General features: G+C 63.5%; 14 protein-coding genes and 1 tRNA gene. 2 read left to right on the forward strand and 13 right to left on the reverse strand.

Annotation, left to right across the window (positions count from 1 at the left end):
* The first annotated feature begins 169 nt into the window (after positions 1–169).
* The gene (locus tag AB7245_RS27260) at positions 170–1,423 is read left to right on the forward strand and encodes an FAD-dependent oxidoreductase (protein ID WP_085405456.1); all 1,254 of its coding nucleotides are present in this window, start codon (positions 170–172) and stop codon (positions 1,421–1,423) included.
* Here AB7245_RS27260 and AB7245_RS27265 read toward each other — a convergent pair.
* The 12 genes from AB7245_RS27265 to AB7245_RS27320 form a co-directional block, all read right to left on the reverse strand.
* Positions 1,336–3,378, reverse strand: coding sequence for an ABC transporter ATP-binding protein (locus AB7245_RS27265; protein ID WP_439035076.1), 2,043 nt, complete (start codon positions 3,376–3,378; stop codon positions 1,336–1,338). The two genes, AB7245_RS27260 and AB7245_RS27265, sit on opposite strands and share 88 nt — an antisense overlap.
* Positions 3,379–3,510: 132 nt before the next feature.
* Positions 3,511–5,574 carry an FAD-dependent oxidoreductase gene (locus tag AB7245_RS27270; protein WP_085405454.1) on the reverse strand — a complete coding sequence of 688 codons (2,064 nt, stop codon included), beginning with the start codon at positions 5,572–5,574 and terminating at the stop codon, positions 3,511–3,513.
* A 192-nt stretch (positions 5,575–5,766) separates the two neighbouring features.
* Positions 5,767–9,963: a DNA-directed RNA polymerase subunit beta' gene (gene rpoC, locus AB7245_RS27275; RefSeq protein ID WP_071912831.1), complete on the reverse strand. Its 4,197-nt coding sequence runs from the start codon at positions 9,961–9,963 to the stop codon at positions 5,767–5,769.
* A 129-nt stretch (positions 9,964–10,092) separates the two neighbouring features.
* Positions 10,093–14,211: a DNA-directed RNA polymerase subunit beta gene (rpoB, locus tag AB7245_RS27280; protein ID WP_085405453.1), complete on the reverse strand. Its 4,119-nt coding sequence runs from the start codon at positions 14,209–14,211 to the stop codon at positions 10,093–10,095.
* A 483-nt stretch (positions 14,212–14,694) separates the two neighbouring features.
* On the reverse strand, positions 14,695–15,072 hold the full coding sequence (rplL, locus tag AB7245_RS27285) for a 50S ribosomal protein L7/L12 (RefSeq protein WP_063982571.1): 378 nt from the start codon (positions 15,070–15,072) through the stop codon (positions 14,695–14,697).
* Positions 15,073–15,126: 54 nt separating this feature from the next.
* A complete protein-coding gene (rplJ, locus tag AB7245_RS27290) occupies positions 15,127–15,645 on the reverse strand; it encodes a 50S ribosomal protein L10 (RefSeq protein ID WP_063986291.1) in 519 nt (172 codons plus the stop codon).
* A gap of 584 nt (positions 15,646–16,229) precedes the next feature.
* The gene (locus tag AB7245_RS27295) at positions 16,230–17,183 is read right to left on the reverse strand and encodes a 2-hydroxyacid dehydrogenase (protein WP_085405451.1); all 954 of its coding nucleotides are present in this window, start codon (positions 17,181–17,183) and stop codon (positions 16,230–16,232) included.
* A gap of 106 nt (positions 17,184–17,289) precedes the next feature.
* Positions 17,290–17,982 (reverse strand): 50S ribosomal protein L1, encoded by a 693-nt coding sequence (gene rplA / locus AB7245_RS27300; RefSeq protein WP_014494487.1) that lies wholly within the window; start codon positions 17,980–17,982, stop codon positions 17,290–17,292.
* Between the two features lie 6 nt (positions 17,983–17,988).
* Positions 17,989–18,417: a 50S ribosomal protein L11 gene (gene rplK / locus AB7245_RS27305; protein ID WP_006611824.1), complete on the reverse strand. Its 429-nt coding sequence runs from the start codon at positions 18,415–18,417 to the stop codon at positions 17,989–17,991.
* 131 nt (positions 18,418–18,548) lie between these two features.
* Entirely contained in the window at positions 18,549–19,106 is a 558-nt protein-coding gene (nusG, locus tag AB7245_RS27310) for a transcription termination/antitermination protein NusG (RefSeq protein ID WP_063982569.1), read from the reverse strand.
* Positions 19,106–19,297, reverse strand: coding sequence for a preprotein translocase subunit SecE (gene secE, locus AB7245_RS27315; RefSeq protein ID WP_007611620.1), 192 nt, complete (start codon positions 19,295–19,297; stop codon positions 19,106–19,108). Before secE ends, nusG begins: the two co-directional genes overlap by 1 nt.
* A gap of 345 nt (positions 19,298–19,642) precedes the next feature.
* Positions 19,643–19,718: transfer RNA gene (locus AB7245_RS27320), tRNA-Trp, on the reverse strand.
* Between the two features lie 152 nt (positions 19,719–19,870).
* On the opposite strand from AB7245_RS27320, the gene AB7245_RS27325 reads away from it, so the two are divergent.
* On the forward strand, positions 19,871–21,094 hold the full coding sequence (locus AB7245_RS27325; protein WP_085405406.1) for a serine hydrolase domain-containing protein: 1,224 nt from the start codon (positions 19,871–19,873) through the stop codon (positions 21,092–21,094).
* A gap of 285 nt (positions 21,095–21,379) precedes the next feature.
* On the opposite strand, the gene AB7245_RS27330 is transcribed toward AB7245_RS27325, so the two are convergent.
* Positions 21,380–22,147, reverse strand: a complete 768-nt coding sequence (locus tag AB7245_RS27330; RefSeq protein ID WP_063982568.1) for an SDR family NAD(P)-dependent oxidoreductase — start codon at positions 22,145–22,147, stop codon at positions 21,380–21,382.
* Between the last annotated feature and the right edge of the window lie 42 nt (positions 22,148–22,189).

A 22,189-nucleotide genomic window follows, 5' to 3' on the forward strand; every position in this document is an offset into this window, starting at 1 on the left:
AATCGCTGTTTGCCCGCACTCGCCGCGCCTGCTGGATATGGGGACCGGACATCTGTTCCGCCAGCCCAAAAGCAATTTATATCCGGGCAAAATGTACTTTTATAACCCTTGCTAAGGCTTTTTTTCCTGTTGATGCGTCAATCTGCCGCCTGCGGCAGAGATTTGCACCATGCGGTACACCGACATTGCCATTATCGGCGGGGGATTGTCCGGCTCGACCGCCGCCGCAATGCTCGGCCGCGTCGGCATTTCGACGGTACTGATCGACCCGCATGAGAGCTATCCGGCGGACTTTCGAGTCGAAAAACTCAGTGGTCACGTCCAGGTCGAGCGATTCCTGAAGACCGGAATCGGAGAATCGGTGCTGCGCCGCGCGACTTTTGCCGGCGAAAACCGGATCGCCCGATTCGGCCGGTTGCTCGACAGGGCGCCGAGTCGGCAGTTCAACATCCTCTACGATTCGCTCGTCAACGCCGTCCGCGACGAGATCCCTGCTGGCGTCGAGCGCATCTGTGCAAAGGCGGTCTCGCTCGAGACGAGCCCGGAGCGGCAAAAGATCACGCTCTCCAATGAGGAGACGATCTCGGCCCGACTCGTCGTGCTCGCCAACGGCCTGAACGTCGGCCTGCGCCACCAGCTCGGCATCGCGCGAAAAATCATCAGCGCCTGCCATTCGATCTCGATCGGGTTCGACGTGGTGCCGGCGGGGCGGAATTCGTTCGACTTCCCGGCGCTGACCTATTTCTCGGAACGGCCGAGCGACCGAATCCCCTACATCACGCTGTTTCCGACCGGTCCGCGGATGCGCGCCAATCTGTTCGTCTATCGCGGCGTCGACGACCCATGGCTGCGCGAATTGCGCCGCGCGCCAGCCGAGACGCTGAACGCCACCCTGCCCCGGCTCAAGCGGATCACCGGCGCCTTCGACATCGCCGGCGAGATCAAGATCCGTCCGGTCGACCTCTATGTGAACGACGCAAGCGGCCAGCCCGGCCTCGTGCTGGTGGGCGATGCGTTCTCGACCTCCTGCCCCGCCGCCGGCACCGGCTGTGACAAGGTCTTCACCGACGTCGAGCGGCTCTGCAACGTCCATATCCCGGAGTGGCTCGCCTCCGACGGGATGGACGGGGCCAAGATCGCCACCTTCTACGCCGATCCGGTCAAGCGGGCCTGCGACGAATGGTCGGCGGCGAAGGCGTTCGAGTTCCGCTCCGTCTCGACCGCGACGAGTCCCTACTGGACCGCGCAGCGCTGGGCGCGCTTCATCGCTTGGTCAGTTCAAGGCCTGCTGCGGCCGCTCGGAGGAGCAATTCATCTGGAGCCGAACTTCCTCGGTCACGCCTCCTCCTCGTCCTCGTCCTCATCATCCTCGTCGAGGTCGTCTTCATCCTCGTCGTCATCGTCGCTGTCGTCATCGGCCTGAGCCACGGCGCCATGCGGCTGGTGGATCTGGTCGTTCCACAGCTTACGATAGGTGCCGTTCCTGGCGAGCAGCTCGGCATGCGAGCCGCGCTCGATCGCCCTGCCCCCTGAGATCACGATGATCTCGTCCATCTCGACCACGGAGGTCAGGCGATGGGTCGACCAGATCATGGTGCGCCCCTTCGCGACCTTCAGCAGCGTACGGTTGATCGCGGCCTCGGTGGTCTGGTCGAGCGCCGAGGTGGCTTCGTCCAGCAGCAGCACGGAAGGGTTACGGATGACCGCGCGCGCGATCGCGATGCGCTGGCGCTGGCCGCCCGACAGCGTATCGCCGCGCTCGCCTACCGGCGTGTCGTAGCGCTGCGGCAGGCTCATGATGTAGCGGTGGATCTCGGCCTTCTTGGCGGCGTCCTCCACCTCCTCGTCGGTCGCGCCTTCCTTGCCGAGCCGGATGTTCTCGCGAATCGACATGTTGAACAGCATGTTCTCCTGGAACACCACCGCCATGCTCCGGCGCAGCGAATCCAGCGTCACCTTGCGGACGTCGACGCCGTCGATGGCGACGCGCCCCTCGTTGGGCACGTACAGCCGCAGGATCAAATTGAGCAGCGTGCTCTTGCCGGAACCCGAGGGGCCGACGATGGCGATGCGCTTGCCGGCGTTGAGCTTGAGGCTGAGATTGTCCAGCACCGGCGTCTGGCTGCCTTCGTACTGGAACGTCACGTGGTCGAAGGTGATGTCGTTGGTGATGCGCGGCAGATCGGGCGCGCCCGGACGATCGGCGCCGCGCGTCGGCTCGTCCAGCAGCTCCTGCATGTGGCGGATCGCGGCGGCCGAGGAGATCGACACCGGGATGAAGTGCATCACGTGGCCGATGTTGTAGGACACCTCCCAGAACGCGCTCTCGAAGGTGACGAAGGTGCCGATGGTGATCTGGCCCTTGGTCGCCAGATAGGCACCGATCGCGAGCACGACGAGGTGTAGCAGCAGCACCGAAATGGTGACCGTCCGCTCCACCATGGTCGACAGGAACGCAGCGGAAGCGATCTTGCGGCGGGTCTCGTCGTTGCGGAAGCTGAAGAAGCCGAACATCTTGCGTTGCAGGCTGAACGCCTTGATCACGGCCTGCGCGGCCACGTTCTCCTGCACCATGCCGAGCAGCGCGCTCTCGTTCTGCTTCTGCTCGTAATTGGCCTGCACCGCCTTCGGGGTGAGGATGCGCGGCCCGATCAGCGTGATCGGGAACACCAGCAGCGCGACCGCGGCGAGCTGCCAGTTCAGGAACAACATCAGGATGATGCCGGCGATCAATTCCAGGAACGGCAGCGCTGCACTGTTGGCGAAGGTCTTGACCGAGCCCTCGAAGGCCGAAAGGTCGACGGAAAAGCGCGACAGGATCTCGCCGCGCTTGGTGCGGCCGAAATAGGCCGCCGGCAGGTCCTGGACATGTTCGAACAGGCGCTTGCGGACGTCGGAGATGATGCAGGCAGCCAGCCTGGCGTCCCAGCGCTCGTACCAGACCGCCACGATCGAGGTGAAGATGCCGGCGACCGCGAGCACGCCGAGGATCTTGTAGAGCGCCTGGAAATCCTCCTCGCCGAGCGCGTCGTCGATCAGGTACTTCAGGCTGAGCGGCATGATGACGTTGAACAGCGTCTCGACGCAGACGCCGAACGCCACGAATGACAGCATCCGCTTGTAGTTGGACAGGAACGGCTTGACGAAACCCAGGATGGTCGCGAGCGCGCCTGCGGCCTCGCGCGCGGTAAAGACGACGAGTTCCTCGTCCTCATCGTCGTCGTCGAGCTCCAGCTCGTCTTCCTCCTCGTCTTCGTCGTCCTCGTCGTCTTCGTCGTCTTCGAGGTCCGGCTTGACTGGGACAAGCTTGTCGTCGAGCTCGGCCGCCTCTTCCGTGGCGAGTTTCTGTTTGTCGGGCGGGAGGGGCTTGGACGCCATGAAACCAACCGATGCTGACGGCCGGCATGACCGCGGAGAAAGCAGGAAATAGCGGCAACCGCTATCGCACCGATTCTATGCGATCATGACGAATTCGGCAAAGCAATTGGCTACGCCGGTCCGATCCTGTCTCTAGTCGTCGTCCTCACCCTCGACCTTGTCGAAGAAGGAATAACGCAGGCTGTCGGCGTCGGCGTACCACTGGCCCGGGCCCTTGTTGGCGGCAAGCGTCGCCTCCCAGAGCGCATCGGTGCAGTCCTTGCGGTGCATCGACAGGTCGAAGCCGTTGCCGAAGAACAGCTCGGACCATTCCCACCAGGTGCCGAGCTTCTTGACGCCGCGCAGCAGGTCGTAGCGGTCGATCACCACCGAAGCCATGTCCGAGGTGATCGAGCCGAACACGAGGCCGGTCTTGACCACGCGGTTCAGTTCGCGGATCGCGCGGACCACCTGCTTCGGGGAAACATGGCAGAGGCTGGTCTCGAACACGAAGTCGAAGGCGCCATCCTTGAACGGCATGTCGGTGATCGAGCCGAGCTTGTTGTACTTCTTCAGCGCCTTCGGCGTCCTGGCGTGGATGGCGCGGTTGTTCTCGATGCCGAAGGCATCGATGCCGCGATCGCGCAGCGCGCCCACCAGTTCGCCGCTGGCCGAGCCCGCGACCAGCAGCTTGGCGCCCTTGGCCTTGCCCCAGACGATGCCGATCAGCTTGGTGAGATAATCGGGATCGGTGAAGTGGCGCCAAGCTTCGCTGTAGGGACCGAGGCCGCGATAGTTCTCGAAATAGTCGCGGTCGATCTTGTCCGAGACCGGCTCGCCCTCCTCCTGTCCGCGCTCGCGGCGCAGGCGCATCATCTCGGTCAGGATGATGTCGGTCGCCGCGTCCGAGGAGTCGAGCAGACCGTTCAGCGTGGAGTCGAACAGATAATCGCCGACCACCACGATGCCGGGATGCTCCTTCGGCTCCGGCCGGTGATTGGTCATGACGTCGCGCACGGGCAGACCGCCGGGGATGGCGTTCACCGACGACAGCCAGCGGTGGATCTTGCCTTCCACGAAATGCGAACGCGCATCGCCGAGCGAGGCGGGCAGCGATTTCAGTGCGGCGTCGATCAGCTCCTGATCCGACAAATTGGCGAAGGCCAGCGCGTCGGAGCCGGGAATCAGCCAGTTCAGCACGCCGTGCTTGCCGACGTCATGACGCGCGCCCTCGTTGTAGACGCAGCAGCCGCCGAAGGCTTCCGACATGAACCAGGCGCCGGAAATCTTCTCGCCCCAGAACGGTGTGTCGAACAGGATCGAGACGCGCAGATAGTGCGCGGGACGATCGAAATACGAGACGTGCTTGACCATCGACTTGCGGAGCTGCTCGCCTTCCCAGCCCATCGTCGCGAGCCACGAATGCGGCAGGCAGACCAGCACGAGGTCGAAGTCGCGCGTCTCCGGCCCCTTGCCGTTCATCATCTTGAGCTGGTAGCGGCCGGTCGGCGCCTTGCCGACGGTGAGCACGCGGTGATTGAGCTGGACGTCGGCGTTGACCTCCGACTGCAGGCACTCGATCAGCTGCTCGTTGCCGTTCTGGATGGAATAGAGGCCGATATAGCCGTCGACGTCCATCAGGTAGTTCTTGAGCGCGTTGAGCCCGTTGGTGTTGTGGCTTTCGGTCGCGATGTCGGAGCGCGCCATCACCTTGAAGAAACGCTTTGCGGTTTCGTCCTCGACCTCCTCGTCGAGCACCTGCTCGGCGGTCTTGTAGGCCCAGGGATTCTCGTTGTCGTGCGCGCCGACGCCCTCGTAATATTCGATCGGCGTCATCGCCTCGGCGCAGCGGTTCCGGAACGCCTCGATCGCAGCCGCAGTCTTGGCGCCGTATTTGCGGCGCATGCCTGCGACGTCGTTGAGGAGCTCGCCGCCGAACTGCACCTGCTCGGCGTCCATCGGAATGGTCTGAAGTCCGAAATGCTGGATCAGCTCGCGCAGCGGATCGGGACCGGTCATCGAGTAGTCGTAGATCTCGGCAACGCCGGCCTCGTACATCGCCGGCGCGGAATCGAATTTGCGCGTGACGATCTTGCCGCCGAGCCGGTCGGAGGCCTCGTAGATGGTGATGCGGCAGAGGTCGCCGAGCTTACGCTTCAAGTACCAGGCGCTCATCAGCCCGCCGGGGCCGCCGCCTACGATTGCGAGATCAAGCATATGAGTTCCGTGGTCTCCGGCCCTGCCCCCGTCACGGGACCACCGGTCTAACTTCCCTTAGCAGAAGCGCTTTTGCGCCTGAAGGAAAGATGAACAAAGGTTGATCCTGCACCGCAACAGGCAAACAAAGCAGCAAAAAGGCCGGCTTGCGCCGGCCTTTTCATTGTCCTCGGTATTCCTACGGATGAACGATTATTCCGCAGGAGGCAGCGCAGGAAGCTCCGCTTCCGGCGCGGGCGACACGACGGCCGCCTGCTTCTCGCGCTCGTCCAGGATCAGCTTGTCGCGCTTCATCGCGACTTCGCGGATCTTGGCCATGGAGGCGCCGGTGCCCGCCGGGATCAGCCGGCCGACGATGACGTTCTCCTTGAGGCCCTCGAGCGGATCGACCTTGCCGTTGACCGCCGCTTCCGTGAGGACGCGGGTGGTCTCCTGGAACGAGGCCGCCGAGAAGAAGGAGCGGGTCTGAAGGCTCGCCTTGGTGATGCCGAGCAGAACCGGCGTTCCCGTAGCGATCTTCTTGCCCTCTTCCTTCGCCTTCTCGTTGAGCGCGTCGAACTCGATCTTGTCGACCTGCTCGCCGGAGATCATGTCCGTGTCGCCCTGGTCGGTGACTTCCACCTTCTGGAGCATCTGACGGACGATCACCTCGATGTGCTTGTCGTTGATGAGCACGCCCTGGAGCCGGTAGACCTCCTGGATCTCGTTGACCAGATAGGCCGCGAGTTCCTCGATGCCCTTGACCGCCAGGATGTCGTGCGGCGCCGGGTTGCCTTCGACGATGAAGTCGCCCTTTTCGACGACGTCGCCGTCCTGAAGGTGGATGTGCTTGCCCTTCGGGATCAGGTACTCGCGTGCCTCGTCGGTCTTGTCCATCGGCTCGATCGAGATGCGACGCTTGTTCTTGTAGTCGCGTCCGAACCGGATGGTGCCCGAGATTTCGGCGATGATCGCCGCATCCTTCGGACGCCGTGCCTCGAACAGTTCCGCCACCCGCGGCAGACCGCCGGTGATGTCACGCGTCTTGGCGCTTTCGGTCGAGACACGGGCGAGGATGTCGCCCGTATTGACCTTGGCTCCGACGTCGACCGAGAGAATGGCATCGACCGACAGCATGTAGCGGGCATCGCCGCCACGGGCGAGCTTGAGCACCTTGCCGTCCTTGCCCTTGACCACGATGGCCGGACGGAGGTCCGCGCCGCCGCGGGTCGAGCGCCAGTCGATGACCACGCGCTTGGCGATGCCGGTGGCCTCGTCGAGCGTTTCCGAGATCGACTGCCCCTCGACCAGATCCTCGAAGCCGATGGTACCTTCGACTTCGGTGAGCAGCGGACGAGTGTAGGGATCCCACTCGACGATGCGCTGGCCGCGCTTGACGGTGTCGCCCTCGTCGACGTGCAGGCGCGAACCGTACTGGATACGGTGCGTCGCACGCTCGGTGCCGTCGGCATCGACGATCGCGATCACCATGTTGCGGACCATCGCGACCAGGTGACCTTCGCTGTTGCGGGCGATGGCCTTGTTCCGGATCACGATCTTGCCGTCGAAGTTGGATTCGACGAACGACTGCTCGTTGAGCTGCGCCGCACCACCGATGTGGAAGGTGCGCATGGTCAGCTGGGTGCCGGGCTCGCCGATCGACTGCGCCGCGATGACGCCGACGGCTTCACCGTGGTTGACCGGCGTGCCGCGGGCGAGGTCGCGGCCGTAGCACATGCCGCAGATGCCGTTGACGAGCTCGCAGGTCAGTGCCGAGCGGATCTTCACCTCCTGCACGCCACCCTGGTGGATGGCATCCAGATGGCTTTCTTCCATCAGCGTACCGCGCTTGATGATCACCTTGCCCGAGCTGTCACGCACGTCTTCGCAGGCCGTACGGCCGAGGATGCGCGAGCCGAGCGAGGCAACCACGGTGCCGGCATCGACGATGGCGCGCATCTTGATGCCGAGCTTGGTGCCGCAGTCGTTCTGCGTGATGATGCAGTCCTGCGCCACGTCGACGAGACGACGGGTCAGGTAGCCCGAGTTCGCGGTCTTCAACGCGGTGTCCGCGAGGCCCTTACGGGCGCCGTGGGTCGAGTTGAAGTACTCGAGCACCGAGAGACCTTCCTTGAAGTTCGAGATGATCGGCGTCTCGATGATCTCACCCGACGGCTTGGCCATCAGGCCGCGCATGCCGGCGAGCTGGCGCATCTGGGCCGGCGAACCGCGGGCACCGGAGTGAGCCATCATGTAGATCGAGTTGATGTCGGCATCCGCCCCGCTCGCCGTCTTCTTGGTCGAGGAGATCTCCTTCATCATCGCCTTGGCGATTTCTTCCGTGGCCTTCGACCAGGCGTCGACGACCTTGTTGTACTTCTCGCCATGGGTGATCAGACCGTCGTTGTACTGCTGCTCGAAATCCTTCGCCAGCGTACGGGTGGTGTCGACGATCTTCCACTTGGAGTGCGGCACGACCATGTCGTCCTTGCCGAACGAGATGCCGGCCTTGAACGCGTTGTAGAAGCCGAGCGCCATGATGCGGTCGCAGAAGATCACAGTCTCCTTCTGGCCGCAGTGACGGTAGACCTGGTCGATCACGCCCGAGATTTCGCGCTTGGTCATCAGCTTGTTGATGATCTCGTACGAAATCCGCGGGTTCTTCGGCAGCAGATTGCCGAGCATGACGCGGCCCGCGGTGGTCTCGATCCAGCGCGTCGAGACCTTGCCGGTCTCGTCCATGCCCTGCCACCGATACTTGATCTTGGTGTGGAGGTGGATGACCTTCGCGTGCAGCGCGTGCTCGAGCTCGGCCATGTCGCCGAAGATCTTGCCCTCGCCGGGCAGGCCTTCACGCATGATCGAGACGTAGTAGAGACCGAGCACGATGTCCTGCGACGGCACGATGATCGGCTGGCCGTTCGCCGGATGCAGGATGTTGTTGGTCGACATCATCAGGACGCGCGCTTCCAGCTGCGCCTCGAGCGACAGCGGAACGTGCACGGCCATCTGGTCGCCGTCGAAGTCGGCGTTGAACGCGGCGCAGACCAGCGGATGCAGCTGGATCGCCTTGCCCTCGATCAGCACGGGCTCGAACGCCTGAATGCCGAGACGATGCAGCGTCGGTGCGCGGTTGAGCAGCACCGGATGCTCGCGGATGACCTCGTCCAGGATGTCCCAGACCTCGGGCCGCTCCTTCTCGACCAGCTTCTTCGCCTGCTTCACGGTGGTGGACAGGCCCTTGGCGTCAAGCCGCGAGTAGATGAACGGCTTGAACAGCTCGAGCGCCATCTTCTTCGGCAGGCCGCACTGATGCAGGCGCAGTTCGGGACCGACCACGATCACCGAACGGCCCGAATAGTCGACGCGCTTGCCGAGCAGGTTCTGACGGAAGCGGCCCTGCTTGCCCTTGAGCATGTCGGCGAGCGACTTCAGCGGGCGCTTGTTGGCACCCGTGATGACGCGGCCGCGGCGGCCGTTGTCGAACAGCGCATCGACCGCTTCCTGAAGCATGCGCTTCTCGTTGCGGATGATGATGTCCGGCGCACGCAGCTCCATCAGCCGCTTCAAGCGGTTGTTGCGGTTGATGACGCGGCGGTAGAGGTCGTTGAGGTCCGAGGTCGCGAAGCGGCCGCCGTCGAGCGGCACCAGCGGACGCAGGTCCGGCGGAATCACCGGAACCACGGTCATGATCATCCATTCCGGCTTGTTGCCGGAGTGGCGGAACGCTTCCACGATCTTCAGGCGCTTGGCGAGCTTCTTGTGCTTGATGTCGGAGTCGGTCTCCTGCATCTCGAGGCGCAAGGTGGCTTCGAGCTTCTCGAGGTCCATGCCCTTGAGCAGCTCGCGGATCGCTTCCGCGCCGATCATGGCGGTGAAGGAATCCTGGCCGTACTCGTCCTGCGCCTTCAGATACTCGTCTTCCGACAAGAGCTGACGGTCCTTGAGCGCGGTGAGGCCCGGCTCGAGCACGACGTAATATTCGAAGTAGAGGATCCGCTCGAGATCCTTCAGCGTCATGTCCAGCAGAAGGCCGATGCGCGAGGGCAGCGACTTCAGGAACCAGATGTGGGCGACGGGGGCTGCGAGCTCGATATGGCCCATGCGCTCGCGCCGGACGCGCGACAGCGTGACCTCGACCGAGCACTTCTCGCAGATGATGCCCTTGTACTTCATGCGCTTGTACTTGCCGCACAAGCACTCGTAGTCCTTGATCGGCCCGAAGATGCGGGCGCAGAACAGGCCGTCGCGCTCGGGCTTGAAGGTACGGTAGTTGATGGTCTCCGGCTTCTTGATCTCGCCGTAGGACCAGGACAGAATCTTCTCAGGAGACGCGATCGAAATCCGGATCTGGTCGAAGACCTGAGCCGGAGTCGTCGGGTTGAAGAGATTCATAATTTCTTGGTTCATCGTCTTCTCCTCGCGTGCCGGTCGCCTACGGCCGCAAATTCGAAAATCACTCAATCGGGGCGCCCTGCCCTCAAGGCCTCGGGAGGGGCGCCGATGCCCGGCCGTGAAGGCCGGGCATGAAAGGTCGTATTACTCGGCTGCTTCCGACGTCGGCGCCGGTCCCACCTTGGAGTTGTGCAGGTCGACGTTGAGGCCGAGCGAGCGCATTTCCTTGACCAGCACGTTGAACGATTCCGGAATACCGGCCTCGAACGTGTCGTCGCCGCGGACGATCGCCTCGTACACCTTGGTACGGCCGGCGACGTCGTCCGACTTCACCGTCAGCATCTCCTGGAGCGTGTACGCCGCGCCGTAAGCCTCGAGCGCCCACACCTCCATTTCGCCGAAGCGCTGGCCACCGAACTGCGCCTTGCCGCCCAGCGGCTGCTGGGTAACGAGCGAGTACGGACCGATCGAACGCGCGTGGATCTTGTCGTCCACGAGATGGTGCAGCTTGAGCATGTAGATGTAGCCCACCGTCACCTTGCGATCGAAGGCATCGCCGGTACGGCCGTCATAGACGGTCGACTGACCCGAAGCGTCGAGACCGGCAAGCTTCAGCATCTCCTCGATGTCGGCTTCCTTGGCGCCGTCGAACACCGGCGTCGCGATCGGCACGCCGCGGCTCAGATTGTGGCCGAGCTCGATCAACTCGTTGTCGTTGAGCGACTTGATCGTCTCGTCCTCGCCGTAGACCTTCTTCAAGGTTTCCTTCAGCGGCTTGATGTCCTGCTTCGACAGATAGGCATCGACCGTCTGGCCGATACGCTTGCCGAGGCCGGCGCAAGCCCAGCCGAGATGGGTCTCGAGGATCTGTCCGACGTTCATGCGCGAGGGCACGCCGAGCGGATTGAGCACGATGTCGGCATGCGTACCGTCTTCGAGGAACGGCATGTCCTCGATCGGCACGATCTTCGACACCACGCCCTTGTTGCCGTGGCGGCCGGCCATCTTGTCGCCGGGCTGGATCTTGCGCTTCACCGCGACGAAGACCTTGACCATCTTCATCACGCCGGGCGGCAATTCGTCACCGCGCTGAAGCTTCTCGACCTTGTCGAGGAAGCGCTGTTCCAGCCCCTTCTTCGACTCGTCGTACTGCTTCCGCATGGCCTCGATCTCGGCCATCAGCTTGTCGTTCGGCGACGCGAACAGCCACCACTGCGACTTCGGGTACTCCTCGAGCACCGCACGGGTGATCTTGGTGTCCTTCTTGAAGCCCTTCGGGCCCGCAATGCCCTGCCGTCCCTCGAGGAGCTCGGCAAGACGGTTGTAGACGTTGCGGTCCAGGATCGCCTGCTCGTCGTCACGGTCCTTGGCCAGACGCTCGATCTCTTCCCGCTCGATCGCCAGCGCACGCTCGTCCTTGTCGACGCCGTGACGGTTGAACACGCGCACTTCCACGATCGTGCCCTGCACGCCCGGAGGAACGCGCAGCGAGGTGTCGCGAACGTCGGAGGCCTTTTCGCCGAAGATGGCGCGCAGAAGCTTTTCTTCCGGCGTCATCGGGCTTTCGCCCTTCGGCGTGATCTTGCCGACCAGGATGTCGCCGGCGCGCACTTCCGCGCCGATGTAGACGATACCGGCTTCGTCGAGGTTCTTCAGCGCTTCTTCCGAGACGTTCGGAATGTCGCGGGTGATTTCCTCAGGCCCGAGCTTGGTGTCGCGGGCCATCACCTCGAACTCCTCGATGTGGATCGAGGTGAAGACGTCTTCCTTCACGATCCGCTCGGAGAGCAGGATCGAGTCTTCGAAGTTGTAGCCGTTCCACGGCATGAACGCGACCAGCACGTTGCGGCCAAGCGCGAGCTCACCGAGATCGGTCGACGGACCGTCGGCGATGATGTCGCCCTTCTTGACGATGTCGCCGACCTTCACCAGCGGACGCTGGTTGATGCAGGTCGACTGGTTGGAGCGCTGGTACTTCATCAGACGGTAGATATCGACGCCCGACTTGGTCGGATCGAGATCTTCCGTGGCGCGGATGACGACGCGGGTCGCGTCGATCTGGTCGATCACGCCCGAACGGCGCGCCGCGATCGCGGCACCCGAGTCACGCGCAACCACGCCTTCCATGCCAGTGCCGACGAACGGCGCCTCGGCGCGAACCAGCGGCACCGCCTGGCGCTGCATGTTCGAGCCCATCAGCGCGCGGTTGGCGTCGTCGTTCTCGAGGAACGGGATCAGCGCCGCGGCGACCGAAACGAGCTGCTTCGGCGACACGTCCATGTAGTCGACCTTGTCCGGCGTCACCGGCAAGACTTCGCCGGCGTGACGGCAGACCACGAGATCCTCGGTGAAGCGGCCCTTCGGGTCGAGCGGCACGTTGGCCTGCGCGACCGTGTAGCGGCCCTCTTCCATCGCCGAGAGGTACACGACCTCGTCGGTGACGCGACCGTCCTTGACCTTGCGGTACGGCGTCTCGACGAAGCCGTACTTGTTCACGCGCGCGAAGGTCGCGAGCGAGTTGATCAGGCCGATGTTCGGACCTTCCGGCGTCTCGATCGGGCAGATGCGGCCGTAATGCGTCGGATGCACGTCGCGCACCTCGAAGCCGGCGCGCTCGCGGGTCAGACCGCCCGGTCCAAGCGCCGAGAGGCGGCGCTTGTGGGTGATCTCCGACAGCGGGTTGGTCTGGTCCATGAACTGCGAGAGCTGCGAGGAGCCGAAGAACTCGCGCACGGCGGCAGCCGCCGGCTTCGCGTTGATCAGGTCCTGCGGCATGACCGTGTCGATGTCGACCGAGGACATGCGCTCCTTGATCGCGCGCTCCATGCGCAGCAGGCCGATGCGGTACTGGTTCTCCATGAGCTCGCCGACCGAGCGCACGCGGCGGTTGCCGAGATGGTCGATGTCGTCGATCTCGCCCTTGCCGTCGCGCAAATCCACCAGCGTCTTGATGACGGAGAGGATGTCTTCCTTACGCAGCGTACGCTGGGTGTCGGGCGCATCGAGGTCGAGGCGCATGTTCATCTTGACGCGGCCGACCGCGGACAGGTCGTAGCGCTCGGCGTCGAAGAACAGCGACTGGAACATCGCCTGCGCCGAATCCAGCGTCGGCGGCTCGCCCGGACGCATCACGCGGTAGATGTCGAACAGCGCGTCCTCACGCGTCATGTTCTTGTCGGCCGAGAGCGTGTTGCGGATGTAGGCGCCGACATTGACGTGGTCGATGTCGAGCAGCGGCAGTTCCTTGTAGCCCTGCTCGTTGAGGGCCTTCATCGACTTGTCGGTGATCTCTTCACCGGCTTCCGCGTGGATCTCGCCCGTCTTCGGGTTGACGAGGTCCTCGGCGAGATAGTTGCCGACGAGCTCCTCATCGGACAGCCGCAGCGCCTTCAGGCCCTTCTCCTGCATCTGACGCGCACCGCGCACCGTGAGCTTCTTGCCGGCCTCGAGCACGACCTTGCCGGTGTCGGCGTCGATCAGGTCGTTGATGGTCGAGTAGCCGCGGAAACGGTTGGCGTCGAACGGAACGCGCCAGCCTTCCTTGGTCCGCTTGTAGAGAATCTTCTTGTAGAACGTGGACAGGATCGCCTCGCCGTCGAGGCCAAGCGCGAACATCAGCGACGTCACCGGAATCTTGCGGCGACGGTCGATACGCGCATAGACGATGTCCTTGGCGTCGAACTCGATGTCGAGCCAGGAGCCGCGATACGGGATGACGCGGGCGGCGAACAGCAGCTTGCCCGACGAATGGGTCTTGCCCTTGTCGTGGTCGAAGAACACGCCGGGCGAACGGTGCATCTGCGAGACGATGACGCGCTCGGTGCCGTTGACGATGAAGGTGCCGTTCATCGTCATGAGCGGGATGTCGCCCATGTAGACGTCCTGCTCCTTGATGTCCTTCACCGACTTCGCGCCGGTTTCCTCGTCGATATCGAACACGATGAGGCGCAGCGTCACCTTGAGGGGGGCCGCGAAGGTCATGCCGCGCTGGCGGCACTCGTCGACGTCGTATTTCGGCTGCTCGAACTCGTAGCGGACGAATTCCAGCATCGAGGTGCCCGAGAAGTCGGAGATCGGGAACACCGAGCGGAACACCGCCTGCAGGCCCTCGTCGAGACGCCCGCCCACGGGTTCGTCGACCATCAGGAACTGGTCATAGGACGCCTTCTGAACCTCGATGAGGTTCGGCATCTCGGCGACTTCCTTGATGTGTCCGAAGAACTTGCGAACGCGTTTGCGACCGGTGAATGTCTGCTGCGCCATCGTGGCCTCTCATTTCGTCGCCCGCTCCGGGCGCGCCGTCCAGGACGCGGTTGCCACCGCTCCCCGGGTTGAATTTTTCGAACCCGCTTTGGGGACCAAAAATCCAGATTCAGACCGTCATGTCCTGAATCTGTTCTTCAGACCTTCAAAACGCAAAACGACGCGCGGGGCGCATAGGCACGCCCGCCCGTCACAACGATTGTCTTCACGGACTGCAAAAGCCCGAAATAGCCTGCTCTCCCAACGGCTTACAGGGAATCCGGCATCCCTGCCCACCGCGCTTTCGTGCTGTCGAACCGATATGGGGCGACAATAGTCGAGATTCGAGGGGTTAACCTTCAAATCCCAACACTTTTTCGTGTTCGGCCTGCGTCGGGATGTTCCGTCGCACGCCTTTTGCATATTGCCCACCCCTTAGATGGGTGGTCCGAGACCCCGGGCTTCGCTGATGCTCGCCCGGGATCTCGCGCCAGTAAGCGTTGCTTACTTGAGCTCGACCTTCGCGCCAGCCTTCTCGAGCTGGACCTTGAGCTTCTCGGCCTCGTCCTTGTTCACGCCTTCCTTGACAGGCTTCGGCGCGCCCTCGACGAGATCCTTTGCTTCCTTCAGGCCCAGGCCGGTGATGGCGCGGACTTCCTTGATGACCTCGATCTTCTTCTCGCCGGCGGCGGCGAGAACGACCGTGAACTCGGTCTTCTCTTCGGCCGGAGCGGCGGCAGCGCCACCACCAGCCGGGCCGGCCACGGCGACAGCCGCGGCAGCCGAAACGCCCCACTTCTCTTCGAGGAGCTTCGCGAGTTCGGCAGCTTCGAGCACGGTGAGGCTCGAGAGGTCGTCAACGATCTTCTGCAAGTCAGCCATTGTTCAGTTTCCTTGAGTGTAAGTCTGGTTCGGGTTTGAGTTTTGCGAAGGGCGTCAGGCCGCTTCGCCCTTTGAGGCATGAGCCTGGATGACGCGCGCGAGCTTGCCCGCGGGCGCATTGGCGAGCTGAGCGATCTTGGTCGCCGGGGCCACAAGAAGGCCGACGATCTTGGCGCGCAGTTCATCAAGCGACGGCAGCGAGGCAAGTGCCTTCACGCTGTCGACATTCAGGACGGTCTTTCCCATCGAGCCGCCAATGATGACGAACTTTTCGTTCGTCTTGGCGAATTCGACGGCGACCTTCGGCGCCGCTACCGGATCGTTCGAAGTGGCGATCACGGTCGGTCCCTTCAGCATGGGGCCGATGGCAACGACGTCAGTGCCTTCAAGAGCAATTTTGGCGAGACGGTTCTTCGAGACCTTCACCGAGGCGCCAGCCTGCTTCATCTGCATACGCAGCTTCTGCATCTGGGCAACGGTCAGGCCGGAATATTGAGCAACGACCGCGACGCTCGTGGTCTTGAAGACCCCATTGAGCTGTTCGACCGCTTCCTTTTTTGCCGCTCGTTCCACAGCAAGCTCTTTCCGGTTGGCGGTCATCGCGAGAAGCGGGACCGCCGGGTTGCACCCATCGCCCCACCCAAAACCTGAACCTCGGGGCCAAAACCCCTAGGACACGCGCCGGGCGAGACGACAATTCAAAGCCTGCCCTCCGGGAGCCCTTAAGGCCCACGGCGTGTCGAGGTCCGAACCAGACCCGTTTCGCAAGCCAGCCGTTAAAGCTGGGCGCGAAGTGAAATCCGGTCTTCACCCGTCTATGCAGGCCATGCGATTAAGCCGTTGAGAAATCGAAATTTCCCGCGGGCGCCTGCAGTCTTGGACAGGACGAGGTCAGCCGGCGAACCGCCCGACCCCTGCCCGCACTCCACCAACCGACGGGTTTTCCTTCCTTTTCGGGCAAATCCTCACGGACGTCCTGAAAAGGAATGATCTCCTGTCTTGTCGGGTTTTCGGAATGCGTGCACGAACGCGCCAGCCGAGGCCGGCACGTCCGGAAGCGGTTCTTTAACCGCTCGGAGCCCGCTTGCCAAGAGCAAAATTCACACCAGTTCCAATCCGTTGCCGGCCGGGCTTGAGGCGGCCCGACAAGGGCCGATTCAGGCCGATTTGACCCCATATGGCAGCGGTTTGCCCGCGAAGAACTCCGTCAGGTTCGCTAGCACGCAGTTCTGCATGGCGACGTGCGATTCGAGGGTGTGGCCGCCGATATGCGGGGCGAACACGACGTTGGGGAGCGCCGTCAGCGCGTCGGGGGCGTGCGGTTCCTTCTCGAAGACGTCGAGGCCGGCGCCGGCGATCGTCCTGTCGGTCAGGGCCGCAACCAGGGCCTTCTCGTCGATCACTGAGCCGCGGGAGATGTTGACGACATAGCCGTGCTCCCCGAGTCGCCCGAGGATATCGGCGTTGACGACGTGCTGGGTCTCGGCCCCTGCCCGGACCGCGATCATCAGCACGCTGCACCAGTCGGCCAGCGCCTCCAGCGTCGGGAAATATTGATAGGGCAGATCGTATTTGCTGCGGCTGAAATAGCCGACCTCGCTCTCGAAGGCGGCGCAGCGCGCCGCGATCTTGCGGCCGATCTCGCCCATGCCGTAGACGCCGATACGGCGGCCGGGCATGCCGGCCTGCGGGCGCATCATCGGCGACTGCTTTGACGACGCCCAATCGCCGCTGCGGACATATTGGTCGGCAACCAGGATCCGCCGCGTCGTTGCCAGCATCAGGGTCATCGCGATGTCGGCAACCGAGGCGGCATTGGCGCCGGGGCTGTGGCCGACCGCGATGTTGCGGGCGGCAGCCGCCTTGAGGTCGACGCCGTCATAGCCGGTTCCGTAGCAGACGATGGCGCCGAGTTTTGGAAACAGGTCCATCGCCTCTGCGCCGAGCGGCGAGCCGCCGGCCGTCAGCATCGCGCGGATGCCGCTGAGCTCCGCCACCGGAAACACATCACGAGCTGGCTTGCCGCCGGTGTCGAGCAGCTCGAACCGCTCGGCGAAGCGCGCCATCATCGTCTTGGGGAAGCGCGAATAGATCAGGACCTTGTCAGCCATTGTTCTTGTTTCCAGTAAACGCCGCCACAAACGACGAAGGGCGGAATCGGTTGCCCAATTCCGCCCCTCGCCTCATGCAATTTCCAAACCTCAGCCGAGGCAAGCCTTAACCGAGAATGGTGCCCGGCTCGACCTTCACGCCGGGGCCCATCGTCGAGGACACCGCAACGCGCTGGATGTAGGTGCCCTTGGAGCCAGCCGGCTTCGCCTTCGAGACAGCATCGGCCAGGGCCTTGATGTTCTCGACCAGCTTCTCCTCGGAGAACGAGGCCTTGCCGACGCCGGCCTGCAAAATGCCGGCCTTCTCGACGCGGAACTCGACCGAGCCGCCCTTGGCCCCCTTCACCGCACCGGTGACGTCCATGGTCACGGTGCCGATCTTCGGGTTCGGCATCAGGCCGCGCGGGCCGAGCACCTTACCGAGACGGCCGACCAGCGGCATCATGTCGGGGGTGGCGATGCAGCGGTCGAAATCGATCGAGCCGTTCTGCACCTTCTCGACCAGGTCTTCTGCGCCGACGACGTCGGCGCCAGCAGCCTTGGCTTCGTCAGCCTTGGCACCGCGGGCGAACACGCCGACGCGGAGCGTACGGCCGGTGCCGTTCGGCAGGGTAACCACGCCGCGGACCATCTGGTCGGCGTGACGCGGATCAACGCCGAGATTGATCGCGACCTCGATGGTCTCGTCGAACTTCGCCTTGGCGCGTTCCTTGACCATCTTGATGGCGTCCGCGAGCGGGTAAAGCTTTTCGCGGTCAACACCTTCGCGGGCTTTGTTCAAACGCTTTCCGATTGCCATGACCGCTTACCCCGCCACTTCCAGACCCATCGAACGGGCAGAGCCCTCGACCATCTTCATGGCCGACTCGATGGAATCGCAATTGAGATCCTTCATCTTCTTCTCGGCGATCTCGCGCACCTGCGCCTTGGTCACCTTGCCGGCCTTGTCGCGGCCCGGCGCCTTCGAGCCGGACTGGATCTTGGCGGCCTGCTTGAGGAAGAAGGACATCGGGGGCGTCTTCATCTCGAACGTGAACGAACGATCGGCGTAGATCGTGATCACGACGGGAATCGGGGTGTTCTTCTCTTCCTTCTGGGTCTGGGCGTTGAACGCCTTGCAGAACTCCATGATGTTGAGACCGCGCTGACCAAGCGCGGGACCGATCGGGGGCGAAGGATTCGCCGCACCGGCCGGGACCTGAAGCTTCAGGTATCCGGTCACTTTCTTTGCCATGTATCACTCCTGTTGTGCCGGCAGGGCCAGCGGTTTCAGGTTCGTGGTCTGGGTCGGATGCGGCTGGCAACCGCCCTCTCCCTCCCACGGCCTCTTGCTAGCGTGAGACCGAAGCCTCACGCCTCAATCGATCAGACCTTCTCGACCTGACCGAATTCCAGTTCGACCGGCGTGGCGCGGCCGAAGATCGACACCGCGACCTTCACGCGCGAGCGCGCCTCGTCGATTTCCTCGACCACACCCGAGAACGAGGCGAACGGGCCATCGGCCACGCGCACGTTCTCGCCAATCTCGAACGACACCGACGCCTTCGGCCGTTCCACGCCCTCCTGCACCTGGTGCAGGATGCGCATGGCCTCGGCTTCCGAGATCGGCATCGGCTTGTTCTCGGCGCCGAGGAAGCCCGTGACCTTCGGGGTGTTCTTGATCAGATGAAACGCCTCGTCGGTCAGCTTCATCTTCACCAGCACGTAGCCCGGGAAGAACTTGCGCTCGGCGTCGATCTTGCGGCCGCGGCGCACTTCCGTGACCTTCTCGGTCGGAACCAGCACCAGCTCGAACAGCTCTTCGAGCCCGCGCTGCTTGGCCTGCTCGCGGATCGATTCGGCGACCTTCTTCTCGAAGTTCGAGTAGGCGTGGACGATGTACCAGCGCTTGTCGGTCGATTGGGTTGCAGCGGCTGTTGCCATCAGTGAATGCCCAAAAGGAAGGTGATGAGGTAACGGATGATCTGGTCGGCGGCGAAGAAGAATATCGAGGCCACGGCGACCATCACGAACACCATGATGGTGGTGATCGTGGTCTCACGACGGGTCGGCCAGGTGACCTTGGCGGTCTCCGAGCGCACTTCCTGCAAAAACTTGAACGGGCTGACTGCCATCGTTTGATGTCCAACGTCCGTCGACAGACGCGAATGAATTTCAGGGATCCGAACAGCCGCCGTTGGCCCAGCCCTCTGTCTCGAAGGATGAGCCGGGAAACCGGGCTCGATTGTTCGGGGATTTCAAAGCCGCGCCGGAAATCCGCGTTTAACGGGCCGGCTGCGAGTGCGGGGTAGATACTGCGGATGAGGCCAAAGGTCAAGGTGTGGGCTGGCCGGGACACGCGCGGCCGAGGCCAGCGGACCCGATCCGGATCAAGGGCTTACCCGGTCCGCATGATCCACGGTCCGAGCTTGTCGGCCCGTCGCCGTCCTGCCTGTCGATTCTGATTGTCTGGGATTAGCTGGCAGGAGTGGCAGGGCTCGAACCTGCGACCCCCGGTTTTGGAGACCGGTGCTCTACCAATTGAGCTACACTCCTACGGACCCTCGCGTCGCCACGCGGATCAGGGGCGCTTTCAAGCACAGGGGACGGCTCGTTTGCAAGGGTGAAGCGCGCTGGCTTCGCTTGTTTGTGCCGCGCCTTCTGGGCCACAGTTCATTCCCGATAATAATGTGCCCCCGGGAGTGAACATGACTGCCACAGCCGCCGCCCAAGCCGCCACCACGCCGAAAACCCCGCCTTTGCCCGAGGCCAGGCCGGAAACGCTGGGTCTGTCGCGCCCTCGCCTCCAGGCGATGTCGGACGCCTTCAAACGCGAGATCGACAAGGGAACCATTCCCGGGGTGACCGTGCTGGTCGCCCGGCGCGGCCAGGTCGGCTGGTTCGAGGCGCTCGGCAAGCAGAGCCCGGTGGGGGCCGCGCCGATGGCGCTTGATTCGATCTTCCGGATCTTCTCGATGACCAAGCCGATCGTGTCGGTCGGCATCATGGCGCTGGTCGAGGATGGCCACCTCCTGCTCGCCGATCCCGTCGCCAAGTTCATTCCGGAGTTCGCGGACCAGAAGGTCGGCGTGGTCAGCGGCGGCAAGCTGGAACTGGTTCCGCCCCGGCGGCCGATGACGGTGCAGGACCTGCTCCGCCACACCTCTGGTCTCACTTATGAGCACCAGGGCGACGGCCCCGTGCACAAGCTCTACCAGGAGTCCCGCGTCCGCAGCCGCAAGATCACCAATGCCGAGCATGCCGCGCTGGTGGCAAGCTTCCCGCTGGTCTGCCATCCCGGCGACCAGTTCAACTACAGCCGCTCCACCGACATCCTCGGCCACATCATCGAGGTCGTCAGCGGCAAATCGCTCGGCGCCCTCCTCACTGAGCGCATCCTCGCGCCGTTGCAGATGACTGAAACCGCCTTCTCCACCAGCGAAGCCAATGCCGGCCGGCTCGCTCAGCCGTTCGAAGCCGATCCCTGGACCGGCGACAAGGTCGCGCTGTTCAACATGCTCGAGCAGCCGGTGATGGAGTCCGGCGGCGGCGGCCTGGTCTCGACCACGATGGACTATGCCCGCTTCGCGCTGATGCTGCGCAACGGCGGCACGCTCGACGGCAACAGGATCATCGGCCGCAAGACGCTGGAGCTGATGGCATCCGATCACCTTGGGCCGCACGTTGTGACCAACGGCACGCTGCTGTCGCCGGGCCACGGCTTCGGCCTCGGCTTCGCCGTGCGCCGCGAGGCCGGCATCGCGCCGTTCCCCGGCAGCGTCGGCCAGTATTTCTGGAGCGGCATTGCAGGGACGTTCTTCTGGATCGACTCGAAGGAGGATCTGTTCACGGTGTTCATGAGCCAGGGCCCGGGGCAGCGCGACCACACGCGGACGTTGGTGCGGGATCTGGTTTACGCGGCGGTGGACTGACGCGGCGACGGTTAGATGCGGCGCTGCATCTCCGCGCTCACCGTCATGCCCCGCGACCCGGCTACGCCAAGGCTTCGCCGGGGCTCAGGTCCAGGGCCGCCGAAGCTTTAGCGTAGGCGGCAAGCGGGGCATCCAGTACGCCGCGGCGGATGTGGTGAAAGCGAGCTCTCTAACGCCGGCCTCTGGGATACTGGGTCGCCCGCCCCAGTGCGCAATTGCGCACAAGGCGGGCGATGACAGCTGTGTGTGGGCGGGCTGGGTGCCCCTTCCCTCCCACGCAACGGCTCAACTAATCGTCGCGCCGCCGTCGATCACCATGGTCTGGCCGGTCATGAAGTCGCCGGCCTTCGATCCCAGGAACACGGCGGCGCCGGCGATCTCGTCGGGGATGCCGATGCGGAGCAGCGGCGAGCGCGAGGTCGAGGCCTTCAAATTCTCCGGATTGTCCCACAGTGCCTTGGCAAAATCGGTCTTGATCAGACCGGGCGCGATGCAGTTCACGCGGATGTTGTGCTTGCCGTATTCGCAGGCGAGGTTGCGCGCGAGCTGCATGTCGGCGGCCTTGGAGATCGCGTAGGCGCCGAGGATGGTCGAGCCCTTCAGGCCGCCAATCGAGGACACGATGATGACCGAGCCGTCCTTGCGCTCGATCATCTGCGGCACCACCATCGAGATCAGCCAGTTGTTGGCGACGATGTTGTTGTCGAGAATCTTCCTGAACTGATCGTCGGAGATGCCGGCGAGCGGACCGTAGTACGGGTTCGACGCGGCGTTGCAGACCAGCACGTCGATCTTGCCGAAGGCGCGGTTGCTCTCGTCGATGAGGTTTTGCAGATTCTCCTTCGACGAGATGTTGGCAGCGATCGCAACCGCCGTGCCGTTGCCGAACTTGTCGTTGATGCCCTTCGCGACCTGGTCGCAGACGTCGGCCTTGCGCGAGGAGATCACGACCTTGGCGCCGTGCTCGGCCATGCGCTCGGCGATCGCAAGCCCGATGCCGCGCGTCGAGCCGGTGATGACGGCGACTTTCCCCTTCATGTCGAACAAGGTCATGGTTTCCTCCCAGAGTGCGTTTTGATTGGCTTGAAGCTTACG

The sequence above is a fragment of the Bradyrhizobium sp. 604_D8_N2_3 genome, from assembly GCF_051810765.1.
GTDB lineage: Bacteria > Pseudomonadota > Alphaproteobacteria > Rhizobiales > Xanthobacteraceae > Bradyrhizobium > Bradyrhizobium barranii.

What these genes read in the sequence shown, in the direction of transcription:
- AB7245_RS27260 (WP_085405456.1), top strand. Translation starts at nt 170, where the DNA reads ATGCGGTACACCGACATTGCCATTATCGGCGGGGGATTGTCCGGCTCG.
- nusG (WP_063982569.1), bottom strand. Translation starts at nt 19,106, where the DNA reads ATGGCAACAGCCGCTGCAACCCAATCGACCGACAAGCGCTGGTACATC.
- AB7245_RS27330 (WP_063982568.1), bottom strand. Translation starts at nt 22,147, where the DNA reads ATGACCTTGTTCGACATGAAGGGGAAAGTCGCCGTCATCACCGGCTCG.
- rplL (WP_063982571.1), bottom strand. Translation starts at nt 15,072, where the DNA reads ATGGCTGACTTGCAGAAGATCGTTGACGACCTCTCGAGCCTCACCGTG.
- AB7245_RS27270 (WP_085405454.1), bottom strand. Translation starts at nt 5,574, where the DNA reads ATGCTTGATCTCGCAATCGTAGGCGGCGGCCCCGGCGGGCTGATGAGC.
- AB7245_RS27295 (WP_085405451.1), bottom strand. Translation starts at nt 17,183, where the DNA reads ATGGCTGACAAGGTCCTGATCTATTCGCGCTTCCCCAAGACGATGATG.
- secE (WP_007611620.1), bottom strand. Translation starts at nt 19,297, where the DNA reads ATGGCAGTCAGCCCGTTCAAGTTTTTGCAGGAAGTGCGCTCGGAGACC.
- rplK (WP_006611824.1), bottom strand. Translation starts at nt 18,417, where the DNA reads ATGGCAAAGAAAGTGACCGGATACCTGAAGCTTCAGGTCCCGGCCGGT.
- AB7245_RS27265 (WP_439035076.1), bottom strand. Translation starts at nt 3,378, where the DNA reads ATGGCGTCCAAGCCCCTCCCGCCCGACAAACAGAAACTCGCCACGGAA.
- AB7245_RS27325 (WP_085405406.1), top strand. Translation starts at nt 19,871, where the DNA reads ATGACTGCCACAGCCGCCGCCCAAGCCGCCACCACGCCGAAAACCCCG.
- rplA (WP_014494487.1), bottom strand. Translation starts at nt 17,982, where the DNA reads ATGGCAATCGGAAAGCGTTTGAACAAAGCCCGCGAAGGTGTTGACCGC.
- rpoB (WP_085405453.1), bottom strand. Translation starts at nt 14,211, where the DNA reads ATGGCGCAGCAGACATTCACCGGTCGCAAACGCGTTCGCAAGTTCTTC.
- rpoC (WP_071912831.1), bottom strand. Translation starts at nt 9,963, where the DNA reads ATGAACCAAGAAATTATGAATCTCTTCAACCCGACGACTCCGGCTCAG.